The organism is Stenotrophomonas sp. SAU14A_NAIMI4_5 (assembly GCF_003086795.1).
GTDB lineage: Bacteria > Pseudomonadota > Gammaproteobacteria > Xanthomonadales > Xanthomonadaceae > Stenotrophomonas.
Genome location: NZ_CP026003.1, coordinates 3,829,525 through 3,843,025 on the forward strand (window position 1 = coordinate 3,829,525; position 13,501 = coordinate 3,843,025).

11 protein-coding genes are annotated in these 13,501 nt (G+C 67.8%); 1 reads left to right on the plus strand and 10 read right to left on the minus strand.

Going from position 1 to position 13,501, the window contains the following annotated elements:
• Positions 1-9: 9 nt before the first annotated feature.
• The 6 genes from C1925_RS17600 to C1925_RS17625 form a co-directional block, all read right to left on the minus strand.
• Positions 10-1,263, minus strand: coding sequence for a hypothetical protein (locus C1925_RS17600; RefSeq protein WP_108770026.1), 1,254 nt, complete (start codon positions 1,261-1,263; stop codon positions 10-12).
• 2 nt (positions 1,264-1,265) lie between these two features.
• A complete protein-coding gene (locus C1925_RS17605) occupies positions 1,266-1,934 on the minus strand; it encodes a DUF2242 domain-containing protein (protein ID WP_108770027.1) in 669 nt (222 codons plus the stop codon).
• 180 nt (positions 1,935-2,114) lie between these two features.
• On the minus strand, positions 2,115-4,292 hold the full coding sequence (locus tag C1925_RS17610) for a carboxy terminal-processing peptidase (protein WP_108770028.1): 2,178 nt from the start codon (positions 4,290-4,292) through the stop codon (positions 2,115-2,117).
• Between the two features lie 299 nt (positions 4,293-4,591).
• Complete coding sequence (lipA, locus tag C1925_RS17615; protein ID WP_108770029.1) at positions 4,592-5,602, minus strand: lipoyl synthase; 1,011 nt, start codon at positions 5,600-5,602, stop codon at positions 4,592-4,594.
• An 18-nt stretch (positions 5,603-5,620) separates the two neighbouring features.
• Complete coding sequence (lipB, locus tag C1925_RS17620) at positions 5,621-6,331, minus strand: lipoyl(octanoyl) transferase LipB (protein WP_079223387.1); 711 nt, start codon at positions 6,329-6,331, stop codon at positions 5,621-5,623.
• Positions 6,319-6,597 carry a YbeD family protein gene (locus C1925_RS17625; RefSeq protein ID WP_108770030.1) on the minus strand — a complete coding sequence of 93 codons (279 nt, stop codon included), beginning with the start codon at positions 6,595-6,597 and terminating at the stop codon, positions 6,319-6,321. The genes lipB and C1925_RS17625 overlap by 13 nt, the downstream gene beginning before the upstream one ends.
• A gap of 259 nt (positions 6,598-6,856) precedes the next feature.
• Between C1925_RS17625 and C1925_RS17630 the strand changes: the two genes are divergently transcribed.
• On the plus strand, positions 6,857-7,918 hold the full coding sequence (locus C1925_RS17630; RefSeq protein WP_108770031.1) for a lipid A deacylase LpxR family protein: 1,062 nt from the start codon (positions 6,857-6,859) through the stop codon (positions 7,916-7,918).
• Positions 7,919-8,043: 125 nt separating this feature from the next.
• On the opposite strand, the gene C1925_RS17635 is transcribed toward C1925_RS17630, so the two are convergent.
• The 4 genes from C1925_RS17635 to rodA form a co-directional block, all read right to left on the minus strand.
• On the minus strand, positions 8,044-9,261 hold the full coding sequence (locus tag C1925_RS17635; RefSeq protein WP_108770032.1) for a D-alanyl-D-alanine carboxypeptidase family protein: 1,218 nt from the start codon (positions 9,259-9,261) through the stop codon (positions 8,044-8,046).
• 98 nt (positions 9,262-9,359) lie between these two features.
• On the minus strand, positions 9,360-10,634 hold the full coding sequence (locus C1925_RS17640; RefSeq protein ID WP_108770033.1) for a septal ring lytic transglycosylase RlpA family protein: 1,275 nt from the start codon (positions 10,632-10,634) through the stop codon (positions 9,360-9,362).
• The gene (gene mltB, locus C1925_RS17645) at positions 10,631-11,779 is read right to left on the minus strand and encodes a lytic murein transglycosylase B (RefSeq protein ID WP_108770034.1); all 1,149 of its coding nucleotides are present in this window, start codon (positions 11,777-11,779) and stop codon (positions 10,631-10,633) included. The genes C1925_RS17640 and mltB overlap by 4 nt, the downstream gene beginning before the upstream one ends.
• A gap of 534 nt (positions 11,780-12,313) precedes the next feature.
• Positions 12,314-13,414: a rod shape-determining protein RodA gene (gene rodA, locus C1925_RS17650; RefSeq protein WP_108770035.1), complete on the minus strand. Its 1,101-nt coding sequence runs from the start codon at positions 13,412-13,414 to the stop codon at positions 12,314-12,316.
• Positions 13,415-13,501 lie beyond the last annotated feature (87 nt).

The window sequence follows — 13,501 nt, forward strand, 5'->3', positions numbered from 1 at the left end:
GTTTCACCTTCAGTTGGGGTCTAGGGTCAGGCTGCCTGGCCGGCCGGTCGCCGCGCAGTGGCGCAGCTGCGCCTCGCGCCAACGCCGAAAGAGCGTGGTATGCAGATTGTGCAACGCTAGGTCGATGGAAAACGACGTGCGTGGGTTGCGGTCGAGCAGGCGGATGATGTGGTAACCGATGGGACGTATACCGCGTGGGTGCACATAGATCACGAACTGCTGGTAGAACGGATCGTCCAGCAGCTGGTCCATGCGCGCCAGCGTGGCCTGGAAACGCGGTTGCAGCTGCGCGCGCAGGCCGGGGTCGCGTTCGTACAACAGGCGTTCGAAGTAACGGCGGCCGAGCCGCGGAATGCCCTGCGCAAGCTTCCAGATCTCGGCGTTGCGCTGGTCGTACCAGGCCAGCCCGCCGTGCGCGGCCAATGCCTGTGCGGCATCTGCACCCACGTCGACGACAATGAAATTCTCGGCCTGGTTGCTCAGGTCGTCCAGCGTGGCGACGTCGCCCACGTGTTCGATGAAACCCGGCACGCCGAGGAAGGCCGTGCGGCCCATCGCCGCGGTGCGCACCGCCTTGCCATCAGCGAAGAACTCACCGGCTTGCGCGCCGAGCAGGATGCTGTCGGTGTCGTGCAGCCCCAGCAAAGTGCCGATCGACAGCTCGGCGGGCGCGAATTCGGCATCGAAGGCGGCATCGCCGTACAGCTCACGCTGGGTGGCCAGCTGCGCGACCTGGCGGCCCACGCCACATTCGGCGCGCACGTTGCCGGTGTAGAACGCGTCCAGCGCGCGGCTGTTGCCGGCCAGCGGCGTGTAGCCACGTCCGAAGCTGCGGGTGTTCTGCCAGCCCTGCGCAGGTGCGCCGCGTGCGCCGAATCCTATCCAGCCCAGCTGCAGGCCGCTGAAGCGGAATCCGGGGTTGTCCTGCAGCGCCTGCGCCGCGCGTTGCGCCGCTGCGCCCAGCTCGAAGGTGTAGGCGCAGACCGTGGCCGGGTCGTCGAGCAGACGCTGCAACAGGGCCTGCCGCGCGTCGTCGGTCATCGATGCCGGCCAGCGCACCTGCAGGTCGCCGGCCCGCTGCGCAGCCTGCAGCGACGCGCGCGTGCAGACCGGCCCGCCGTGGATGCTCGGCGCTTCAATCGTGGCAGTTTCGAAGCGCCAGCCCAGCCGCTGCAGCAGGCCCTGCGCGCAAGCGCCGGTGGCGGCGCTGCCAACGACGGGCCAGCCCAGCAGCAGGGCCAACCCCAGCGCCCTGCCCCTCATCGTCAGCCCTGTTCGGCTGCAGGTTGCGGGACGGGCTCGTCGGGCTTGGGGGTGGCCGGTGCCGCGGGCGCAGGTACAGCTGCTGGGGCCGGCTCCTGCACCGCCGCCGGTTGCGGGGCGGGCGAAGGCGTGGGCTTCGCCGCTGCGGCCGCCGGCAGGTACTGGTGCAGGCGGTCGAAGAAGCGGCGGTAGAAATCGGAATCGGTGATCGTGCTGCTGGCAACCTTCACCAGTGAATCGTCGTTGCTGCCGAACGGCAGCGACACCGAGCCCAGCGCACCGACGCCGACGCTGGCCGAGGTCGGGCTCTTCTTCAGCGCATAGCGGTCCTGCACGGCGCTGACGAACACCAGCGCCTGCTCGCTGCCACGGGGTGCGCAGGAAATGCGCAGCACCAGCTGCTCATGGTCATCCTCGCGTACCTGGAAGTTCTTGTTGCCTTCCACCTGCCCATCGTCGGCACGCGCGATCGCGTAGCCCTGGCTGAGCAGTGTGCGGCGTGCCGCTTCACAGGCCTCGGCCGGGCGGCCATCGACGGTGCGCGAGAAGGTGTCGCCCGAATCGAAGGATTCGCGCAGCAGGCTGTTGTCGGCGGCACGGCCACCACAAGCGGCCAGGACCAAGGTACTGGCCACGGCCAGCAGGGACAGCGGAAGACGGGAGGCCCGCATGGGTACTCCTGCGAGAACGGAAGCCCCAAGGGTAGACCCGGGGCCGTGTGCGCCAGGTCGAAGCCCCCGCCCCCGTTGCTCCCGGTTCATCGACGCCCACCGGGCATGGCCCGGCGCTACCGGAAAAACAAACGGGGCCGGCAGTGCCGGCCCCGTGGGGTAATTCACGTCAGCGGCGGGTCAGTCGGCCCAGCGGCCGGCGCCGGTGGACTGCGGCAGCACCTGGGCCGACAGCGGGCGGTCGGTCTCCAGCAGGTTCACCGCATCGGACAGGATCGAGGCCGATTCACGCAGCAGCGGGTCCGGACGCTTCTCGGCGGCCTTTTCGCGGGCGGCATCCTTGACGATGTCGCGCTCGTTGCCGGTCAGGCCGTCATCGCTGCTGTCATCGGCCAGCGGGTCCAGGGCCAGGCCCAGTTCCTTGCGGATGACCTGGCGGTCCTTGCGCTGCTTGTCCTGGCGCTCACGCTCGGCCAGACGGGTGGCTTCGTTGAGCGAGACGTACTTCTTGGCCGCCTCGGTGCGGAACTGCTGCACGTCCTCGTTCCACCACTGGAATTCCTTGTCGGTGGCGATACGGGCTTCGTGGCGCGTTTCCAGCTTCGGCAGCAGCGGCGCGAAGTTGCCGTACTGGGTGTGCGGCACGGCGGCGATGCGGGTCCACGGCAGCGCGTTGTCGTAGGTGCTTTCGCCGAATTCGGTCGCGTCGACGCTGGCCGGGAAGGCCAGGTCCGGCACCACGCCCTTGTGCTGGGTGCTGCTGCCGCTGATGCGGAAGAACTGGGCGATGGTCAGCTTCACCTGGCCGAAGCGCTGGGTCTCGCCACTCGGCCACCGGTCCAGGTCGACGATGTTCTGCACGGTGCCCTTGCCGAAGCTGGTTTCACCGATGACCAGGCCACGGCCGTAATCCTGGATGGCACCGGCGAAGATCTCCGACGCCGAGGCCGAGCCACGGTTGATCAGCACGGCCAGCGGGCCGTCCCAGGCAACACCCTGGTTGCGGTCGCTGTTGACGGTGACGCGGCCACCGGATTCGCGCACCTGCACCACCGGGCCCTGCTCGATGAACAGGCCGGTCAGTTCGATGGCTTCATCCAGCGAACCACCGCCGTTGTTGCGCAGGTCCAGCACCACGCCGTCCAGCTTGTCGGTCTTGAAGCCGGCCAGCAGCTTGGCGACGTCGCGGGTGGCCGAGGCGTAATCGGCGGCGTTGCGGCGACGGCCTTCGAAATCCTGGTAGAAGGTCGGCAGCTTGATCACGCCCACCTTGCGCTCGGGCTGGCCATCCTTGCCCGGGATGGTCATGGTCTCGCCCTTGGCGGCCTGTTCGGCCAGGCGCACCTTCTGACGGGTCAGCAGCAGGGTGTGGTGCTTGCCGTCCACGCCGTCCTCGGCGGAGATGAACTCCAGGCGGACCTGGGTGTCCTTGGCGCCACGGATCTTGGCCACCACGTCATCGATGCGCCAGCCGATCACATCGTCCACCGGCCCGGACTTGCCCTGGCCGACGCCGACGATGCGGTCACCCGGCTTCAGGGTGCCGTCCACGGCGGCCGGACCACCGGCGATGATCTCGCGGATCACCACCATGTCGTCCTGGCGCTGCAGCTGCGCGCCGATGCCTTCCAGCGACAGCGACATCGCCTGGTTGAAGTTCTCGGCGGTACGCGGGGTGAAGTAGTCGGTGTGCGGGTCGACGGCGCTGGTGTAGGCGTTCATGAAGAACTGGAAGACGTCCTCGCCCTTCAGCTCGTTGACGGTCTTTTCCAGCGTCGCGTAACGCTTGTCCAGGGTCTTGCGGATGTCGTCGGACTTCTTGCCGGCCAGCTTCAGGCGCAGCCAGTCGTTCTTCACCGACTTGCGCCACAGCTCATCGAGCTCGGCGTTGCTGGCCGCCCATGGCACGTCCTTGCGGTCGTACTCGAAGCGCTCGTCGGTGGTGAAGTCCGGTTCCTGCTTCAGCAGCTTGCGCGCGTAACCGACGCGCTCGCCGACACGCTGCTTGTAGACGGCGAACACTTCAAAGGCAGGCTCCAGCTCGCCGCCGCGGATGGCGTTGGCGATGCCGGCCTGGAACGGCGCGAAACGGGTCACGTCGGCCTGGGTGAAGTACTGCTTGCCGCCGTCGAGGGTTTCCAGGTAACGCTTGAACACGTCCTTGGAGGTGGCCTCGTCCAGCGCGCGCGGCCGGTAGGCGTAGCGGCTGTCGGACAGCAGGCCGTAGACCAGCTTGGAGGTGGTGACCTGGTCGGCGGTCGCGGCCGCCGGCAGCGCCGGCGAGTCGGCCTTGGCCGCCAGCGCCAACGGCGCGACCAGCGCCAGGGCCATCAGGAATGCGGGGGCTTTGAATTTCATGAACGTGCTCGAAGGCGCCTTGCCAAGGGGGAGACTGCAGGGTGTTCAGACACCACGACAGTGCCGAAAGTTGCCGTGTTTGTCACCCGGCCGCGTTCGGTGGAAATCCAGCCTAGCGGGGCCGGTGTAGCAAATTGTGAATGCAGGGCAAGGCGTGCGGACCAACGGTCCGCACCCACCGGGGAAGAGGTCCGCACCCAGCGGTGAGGAGGTCCGCATCCATTGGTAGCGCCGGGCCATGCCCGGCGGAAGCGTGCGGACCAACGGTCCGCACCCACCATGGGAGAGGGCGCTACCGGTCAGGAGACGCCGGCGCCCTTGGCCTGGACGTCGGCGTGATACGACGAGCGCACCATCGGGCCGGAGGCCACGTGGCTGAAGCCCAGCTCGTAGCCGTAGTCTTCCAGCGCCTTGTAGTCCTCGGGGGTCCAGTACTTCAGCACCGGGTGGTGATGCGCGGTCGGCTGCAGGTACTGGCCGATGGTGATCATGTCCACGTCGTGCGCACGCAGGTCGCGCATGGTGGCCTTGATCTGCTCGAACTCCTCGCCCAGGCCCAGCATGATGCCGCTCTTGGTCGGCACCGACGGGTGCTGCGCCTTGAAGTTCTTCAGCAGGGTCAGCGACCACTGGTAATCCGCACCCGGGCGCACGTTGCGGTACAGGTCCGGTACGGTTTCGATGTTGTGGTTGAACACGTCCGGCGGGTTCTGCGCCAGGATCTCCAGCGCGCGCTCCATGCGGCCCTTGCCACGGAAGTCCGGGGTCAGCACTTCGATGCGGGTGCCCGGCGACTTCTCGCGGATGGCGGTGATGCAGTCGACGAAGTGCTGGGCACCGCCGTCGCGCAGGTCATCGCGGTCGACGCTGGTCACCACCACGTACTTCAGGCCCATGTCGGCCACGGTCTGGCCGAGGGTGGCCGGCTCGTTGGCATCCGGCGGCTTCGGGCGGCCGTGGGCCACGTCGCAGAACGAGCAACGACGGGTGCAGACCTCGCCCAGGATCATGAAGGTGGCGGTGCCGTGGCTGAAACATTCGTGGATGTTCGGGCAGCTGGCTTCCTCGCACACGGTCACCAGGCGGTTCTCGCGCAGCTTGGCCTTCAGGTTCTGCACGGCATTGCCCGAAGGAATGCGCACGCGGATCCAGGACGGCTTGCGCAGCACCGGTGCGTCGGCGAACTGCACCGGCGAACGGTTGATCTTGTCCCCGCCCATCTGCTTGACGCCCACCTGCAGCGGCGCGGCGGACGGAAGCTCGGCCTGCACGATCTGCAGGGGAATGGTGCGGGCGGTGGTCTCAGTCATGGCAGTTCCGGGGGGCGGTCAGGCGGCCGCAGAAAGATCGGGCAGTTCGGGCGTGGGCTGCAGCAGAAGGCCAAACTGGCGGGCCAGATGGTCCAGCAGCACCGGCTTGACGGCGTCCATCCCGGACGGGCCTCCCAAGTCTACCACCGAGGTCACCTGCAGCCCCTGGTAGCCACAGGGGTTGATGCGGTGGAAGGGTTCCAGGTCCATCGACACATTGAAGGCCAGACCGTGGAAGGTGCAGCCGCGGCGGACGCGGATGCCGAGGGCGGCGATCTTCGCATCGCCCACGTAGACGCCCGGCGCACCGTCACGGCGCTCGGCACCGATGTTCCATTCGCCGAGGGTGTCGATCAGAGCCTGTTCGATGCGGCAGACATAGTCGCGCACACCGATGCCCAGCCGCGGCAGGCGCAGCAGCGGGTAGACCACGATCTGGCCCGGGCCGTGATAGGTCACCTGGCCGCCGCGGTCGACGTGCAGCACCGGGATATCGCCCGGCGCCAGCACGTGTTCGTCCTTGCCGGCCTGGCCGAGGGTGAACACCGGATCGTGTTCGACCACCCACAGTTCGTCGGCGTCGTCGTCGGTACGCTGATCGGTGAAGCGCTGCATGGCGCGCCAGACCGGTTCATAGGCCTGGCGACCGAGGTCGCGCACCACCGCAGGGCGGGCCGGACGCTGCCCGGGGGCAGGCTCGGCCGCGCAGCTGGTGGCTACACCGTCCACTTCACTTCCGGGTGGTCACGCAGGGCCTGGTGGGCCACGTCGTACTGCTCGCGGTTCTCGGCCCGGAATACCAGGCGCACCGAGACGTACTTGCCGTTGGACGAATGCTTCCAGCTGATGCGCTCGTTCACCACGTCGACGCCAGCGGCGATCAGCAGGCGGGGGAGTTCTTGTTCCAGACCGCGGTTGGCCGGGCCCATCGCGCTGAGCTCGAACTGACCGGGGAACTGGAAGCCGTGTTCGGGGTTGTCGGACTTGATTTCCATGGACCCATTATCGGGCCGCAGGGCAACAAACCCAAGAGTATTCATCAACGTCAAACGGCGCACGGGCAGGCTGCTGCGTTGCAGGCTGCGGACCGGTTCAGCCTGCGCCGGAGCGGCGACCGGTTTTGCTGGGAGGACAAGTGCGTTTTACGGAACAGACAAGTGAAGGCGGACGGCTCGTTCCGTCACGGGGACGGGAGTAGTCTGTTGTTGCATAAACCGACCTTCACACGCCAACGACCCGATGATCATTCCATCCATGCGTACAGCCGTCACCCTCGGCCTGACCGGCCTGCTGGCGGCCGCCGCCCTGCCCCTCACTGCCCATGCCGCCCAGCAGTGCGGCCCGGATGCGATGCGCGAACACCCGCCGCAGGTCAATTTCCGTGTCGACAACGACCTGTTCGGCGCCAAGGACCAGGACCAGGGCTATACCAACGGCGCCCAGCTGACCCTGGTCTCGCCCAACCTGGTGGACTACACCGATGATCCCTGCCTGCCGCGGCTGGCCCGCTGGGTGAACCGCCACCTCGAGCGCCTGCACCCGGGTGAGTTCGAGCAGCAGAACATGATCTTCAGCCTCGGCCAGGGCATCTATACGCCCACCGACTTCACCCGCAAGGACCTGATCGAGGATGACCGGCCGTATGCCGGCGTGCTGGTGGCCAGCTTTGGCTACAACGCCCGCCGTGGCGACCGCCTGCAGACCACCCTGCTGACCTTGGGCGTGGTCGGCCCATGGGCGCAGGGCAAGCAGGTGCAGAACGCGGTGCACGACCTGCTGGGCGACGAAAAATTCCAGGGCTGGGACAACCAGCTGCACAACGAGCCGGTGGTGATGTACACCCACGAGCGCATGCGCCGCTGGCCGGGCGATGCCAGCGTCAACGCCGGTGGCTGGGGCTGGGATGCGATCAGCCACTACGGCGGCTCGATCGGCAACCTGGAAACCAAGGCCAACTTCGGTGGTGAAGTGCGCTTCGGCTGGAAGCTGCCCGACGACTTCGGCAGCACCCCGCTGCGCCCGGCCGGTGAAAACACCGCGCCGACCCGCGGCGGCAAGCCCAGCGGCTGGTCGTGGCACCTGTTCGCCACCACCGATGCGGCGTGGGTGATCCGCGATATCACCCTGGACGGCAACACCTTCCGCGACAGCCACAGCGTCGACAAGCGCCACGTGGTGGCCTACGGCGGCTACGGCATCGCGGTGATGCGCGGCCGCTGGAAGTTCGCGATGGCGCGCTACCACAGCACCCGCGAGTTCAACGGCCAGCGCGAAGCACCGGTGTTCGGCAGCTTCACCATCAGCCGCTCGATGTAGGTAGGTGCCGACCGTTGGTCGGCACACCGGTTGAACCGCAACGACAGTCGAGCATGGCTCGACTCTACAAAAAGCAAAAAGGCCGGCTTTCGCCGGCCTTTTCATTCACCACGCCGGGACGTGGATCATTCCGATTCCCACCACATCCAGAAGCTGTCCCACAGGCGCTTGAAGAAGCCGGCCTGTTCGACGGCGGCCACGGCCACCAGCGGGGCTTCGGCCACGACCTTGCCATCCAGGGTCACCTTGACGGTGCCGATCTGCTGGCCGGCGGTGAACGGTGCTTCCAGGGTCTTGGGCACGTCGATGCTCGGCTTCAGGTCGTTGTAGCGACCGCGCGGCACACTCACCAGCATCGGCTGGGCCACGCCCAGCTGCACCTTGTCGGTGGCACCCTTCCACACCTTGTGCTCGGCCACGGCCTTGCCCGGCTCGTACAGGCGGTGGGTTTCGAAGAAGCGGAAGCCCCAGTTGAGCAGGGCCAGGCTGTCATCGGCGCGCTGCTTTTCCGACGAACCACCCAGCACCACGGCGATCAGGCGCTGGTCGCCACGCTGGGCCGAGCTCATCAGGCAGTAGCCGGCTTCGGAGGTGTGGCCGGTCTTGATGCCGTCCACGCTGCCATCGCGCCACAGCAGCAGGTTGCGGTTCTGCTGCTTGATGTTGCCGACCTGGAAATCCTTCACCTTGTTGTAGGCGTAGGTTTCCGGGTAGTCACGCACCATCGCGCGGCCCAGCAGCGCCAGGTCGTAGGCGGTGCTGTGGTGGCCTTCGGCGCTCAGGCCGTGGGCGTTGACGAAGTGCGAATCCTTCATGCCCAGCTTGGCGGCGTAGCTGTTCATCAGCGAGGCGAAGGCCTCTTCGCTGCCGGCCACGTGCTCGGCCAGCGCAATGGCCGCGTCGTTGCCCGACTGGATGGCCATGCCCTTTTCCATGTCTTCCAGGCGCGCGGTCTGGTTGACCGGGAAGCCGCTGTAGCTGCCGTCGGTGCCGGCGCCGCCTTCGCGCCAGGCGCGCTCGCTCATCATCACCTGGTCGTCGGCGCGGACCTTGCCGTTCTTGACCTCGGCGGCGACCACATAGGAGGTCATCACCTTGGTGATGCTGGCCGGGGCCAGCTGTTCATGGACGTTCTCGCCCGCCAGCATCTGGCCGGTGGCGTAATCCATCAGGATCCAGGCCTTGGACGTGCTGGGCACCGGGGCCGGCGGCGTGGCGACGACCGCCGGGGCGGCGGCAGCAGCGGGCGCCGGGGTGGCCGGGGTCGGCAGCGGCGTCTGGGCGGAAGCCAGGCCAACCACCAGGGTGGCGGCCAGGGCGGTGGCGGCGGAACGGAAATTCATTGGACTGCAGGCTCCAGGAGACGGCCAGAATGGAGGGTGGTTCGAACGACCATTGTACGGCCGGTGTGACAGGGGCCGGCAGCACCGGCCCGGGCGGATCAATCCTTCACGATCTGCGGCGAACCCAGGCCGAGACCTGCGATGCGGCCGACAAGTTCCGCGGCGCTGGCATGGTCGCTGGCCGGTACGCGCAGGCGGAACAGGGTACGGCCACCGGCGGCGATGTCGCTGATGGTCGCGCCGACGATGCCGGCGGCGTTGAGCTGGCCCATCGCGCGGGTGGCGTTGTCGCGGCTGGAGAAGCTGGCCACCTGCACCATGACCGCGCCCACCACCTGCTGCGACAGCGTCGGCGACGGGGTGGCGGCCGGCGTGCTGCGGACCGTCGGCGTGCCGGCACGCGGGGCGGCGGCGGCCACGGCCACCGGAGCGGTGGCGGCGCTGCGCACCGGCGCGGCACTCGGCGGCAGGCTGCTGACCGCCACTTCGGGCAGGGCGCTGCTGGCGGCCTGGGTGGTGGCGGGCTGGCCGCGGGCCGGCGTGCCATCGGCGGGCAGGCGCTGGACCAGACGGTCGATATCGCTGGGCGCGGCGGCACGCGTAGCCGCGGCCGGGCGTGCGGCCGCAACGGTCGTGGCAGCTGCGGCGGCTTCGGCCGCACGGCGCTCGCGGCGCGACGGCTTCTGCGCCAGCAGGTTGCCCTCGCCCGGCTGCAGCGCGCGCACTTCAACGTTGCCGGTGCCGCGCTGGGTGATGCCCAGGCGCACGGCGGCGGCGTAGCTGAGGTCTACCACGCGGCCATCGTGGAACGGGCCACGATCGTTGACGCGCACGATCACCGACTCGCCGTTGTCCAGGTTGGTCACGCGGGCGAAGCTGGGCAGCGGCAGCGTCTTGTGCGCGGCGGTGAACTGGTACATGTCGTAGACCTCGCGGTTGGAGGTCAGGCGGCCGTGGAACTTGGCGCCGTAGTACGAGGCGGTGCCGCGCTCGACATAGTCATGGGTGTCGTCGAGCACGTTGTACGACTTGCCCAGCACCACGTAGGGCGATTTGTTGCCGATGACCGAGCGCTCGACCGCAGTCACTTCCGGCTCGGGAATGCAGGCCACGTTCGGCACGTAGCTGGGCGTGGTGTCCTTCACCCCCGGCTTGTACAGGCCGCCGGCGGTGTAGTTGCCGCGGGTGGCGAGGTCCTCGGTCGCGGCCGCATACGGCGAACCGTCCGGGCAGTGCGCCGGGCGCCCGCCCTTGCCCTGCACCACCATGCTGGGCGCCTTGCCGCCATGGCCGGCACTGGGTTTGTCCGGTGCGCTGCTGCAGGCTGCCAGCGCCAGCACGACGATTCCGGGGACCAGCCATCTGATGTTCATGCCGGGGGCAGCTCCTGTCCGGCAATGGCCTGCGACAACTGGAACACGGCCATCGCGTACATCTTCGAGAGGTTGTAGCGGGTGATCGCGTAGTAGTTCTGGAAGCCCAGCCAGTACTGCTTGCCGGTACTGCCTTCAAGCGTGATCGGCGTGGCGGTGGCACCCGGCTGCACCGGCGCGCTGGGCTGGTAGCCGCGCTGGGCCAGATCGGCCAGCGACCAGGTGGGCATCCACTCGGTCGGATTGAATTCCTCGCGTCCCGGCGCCAGCGTGGCCGGCACTGCCACCTGGCCGCCGCGCACCCAGCCGCCCTTCTTCACGAAGTAGTTGGCGATGGACGAGAACACGTCGTCGTAGCTGGTGAACAGATCGCGGCGGCCATCGCCGTTGCCGTCGACGGCGTAATCCAGATAGCTGGAGGGCATGAACTGGCCCATGCCCATCGCGCCGGCATAGCTGCCCTTGAGGGTGGTGATGTCCAGTTTCTCTTCGCGGCCCAGCTCGAACAGCTTGGCCAGTTCATCGCGGAAGAACAGCTCGCGGCGCACTTCGCGTTCCAGCTTGGCCGGATCGCCGCTGCGCGGGTAATAGAAGGCCAGCGTGTACAGCGCATCCAGCACGCGGTGGCTGCCGGCGTTCTTTCCGTAGCTGGTTTCCACGCCGATGATCGCCACGATCACTTCGGCCGGCACACCGGTGCGCTGCTGCACGCGGTCCAGTTCGGCGCGGTGCTCGGCCAGGAAGGCGCGGCCACCATCGATGCGCGCCTTGCTGATGAACATCGGCCGGTATTCGTTCCACGGCTTGACCCGCTCGGCCGGCCGCGACATGGCCGCGATGATCGGCTGGCGCACCTGCGCCTGGTCGAGCACGCGGGCGATCTCGGCCGGCGCCAGGCCATAACGCTTGGCGGTATCGGCGATGAAGTTGGCGCGGGCGGTCTCGAACGGCACCGGGGTCAGGTCAACCGGCGGCGCCGTGGCCGCGGTCGCTTCCGGGGCGGCTTCGGCCGGGCCCTGCTGGGGCTTGCCGGCCGGATGGCGCGGCGTGCTGCTGGCCTGGGGTGAAGTCGGCGGGGACGTCGGCTGGGTCGCGCAGGCGACCAGACCGAGGGTGAGCAAGCAGGCCAGGGAGCGTCGAATCATCGTCGCAGGTTAGCAGGTCATGGATGAATTAAAACCCCTAACACCATGAATCACAACGGTTTGCCCGCGTTCAGCGGGAAATGTGAAGGCGTCGTGATCACCCTGCCCCATTCAGGCAGAGGTTGCCGGTTGCGCCCCCATCCCCGCAGGCGCAACCGGCGACCGGATCCTGTCGATACCTGCGCGGCTGTCGCTCCCCAGTGACAGTGCCCCGCGCTCCCTGTATCCGTTGGATCAGTACAGCTTTCCCGCCCGACGCCCCCTCGCGCTGCATCTTCAGACGGCGCGCCGTGCCGAACGGGCCGCCATTGTGCAGGCCGATTGCGACAAGTCCATTGATCCGGATCAACGCTGCGTCAAAGTGTGAATTGTTACGCACTTTTTATGGAACTTCGTCGGCGGGGAGGTTCGGTTGGTGGTGTGTGGCGTGCGCGTCTGCGCTTTGCTGTAGCGCCGAGCCCATGCTCGGCTGCTTTTCACACAATGGGGTCAGAGCCCTCCTCTGCGAGGAGGGATCCGACCCCGATTCCGTGGTCAGCCGTAGCCAGCGTGTATCGGGTTGTGCACGCGCACTGCCATCACCAGGCCGATCCCCGCCAGCAGCGAAACCGCCGAAGTGCCGCCGTAGCTGACCAGCGGCATCGGGATGCCCACCACCGGCAGCAGGCCGGAAATCATTCCGCCATTCACCAGAACATAGACAAAGAACGCCAGGCCCAGGCTGCCGGCCAGCAAGCGCGCATGCGTGTCGCGCGCGTGCACGGCAATCCACAGGCAGCGCCCGACCACGAACAGGTACAGCGCGAACATCGTCGCCACGCCGATCCAGCCGAACTCTTCGCTCAGCACTGAGAACGCGAAGTCGGTGGTGTACTCGGGCAGGAAATCCAGGGTGGCCTGCGTGCCGTTGCCCCAGCCGCGGCCTTCCCATCCGCCCGAACCAATGGCGATGCGTGACTGCAGGATGTTCCAGCCGGTGCCGAGCGGATCGGCGGCGGGGTCGAGGAAGGTCAGTACGCGATCCTTCTGGTACTGCCGCAGCAGGCCGAACCAGGCCAGCGGCGCGGCCATCGCCACACTGGCCAGGCCGGTCGCCACCCAGCCCCAGTGCAGGCCGGCCAGCAGCAGCGCGAACACGCCGCTGGCTGTCACCAGGGTGGCCGTGCCCAGGTTGGGCTGCAGCAGGATGAGCACCGCGGGGACGCCGATCAGCGCCGCGGCCGTGAGCACCGAGCGTGGCGACGGCGGCAGCGGCTGCCGATGCAGGTACCAGGCCATCATCAGCGGCAGGCTGAGTTTGAGCAGCTCGGACGGTTGCAGGTAGAACACGCCCAGGTTGAGCCAGCGTTGGCCGTACTTGCCGGTCCCGATCACGTACACCGCCATCAATGGCAGCATCGACAGCGCGTACAGGGCCGGGGTCCACGCGCGCAGGCGCAGCAGTGACACCCGCGACAGCAGCCACATCGCCACCAGCCCACCGGCAAAGCGCGCGGCCTGCCCGGTGACCGGGCCCGACACGCTGTGCAGCACGGCCAAGCCGGCTGCCATCAACAGCAGCAACGCAACCAGCAGCGGCAGATCGATCGTACGCACCGCCTCGCGGCAGATGCCGAATACACGTTTCCATTCCACCCAGGCAGGGTAGCGGGCGGCGCTTGCGCGAAGCTTTCCGATGCCGCCGGATGCACGCTTTGGCTGTCCGTAGAGTCGAGCTTGCTC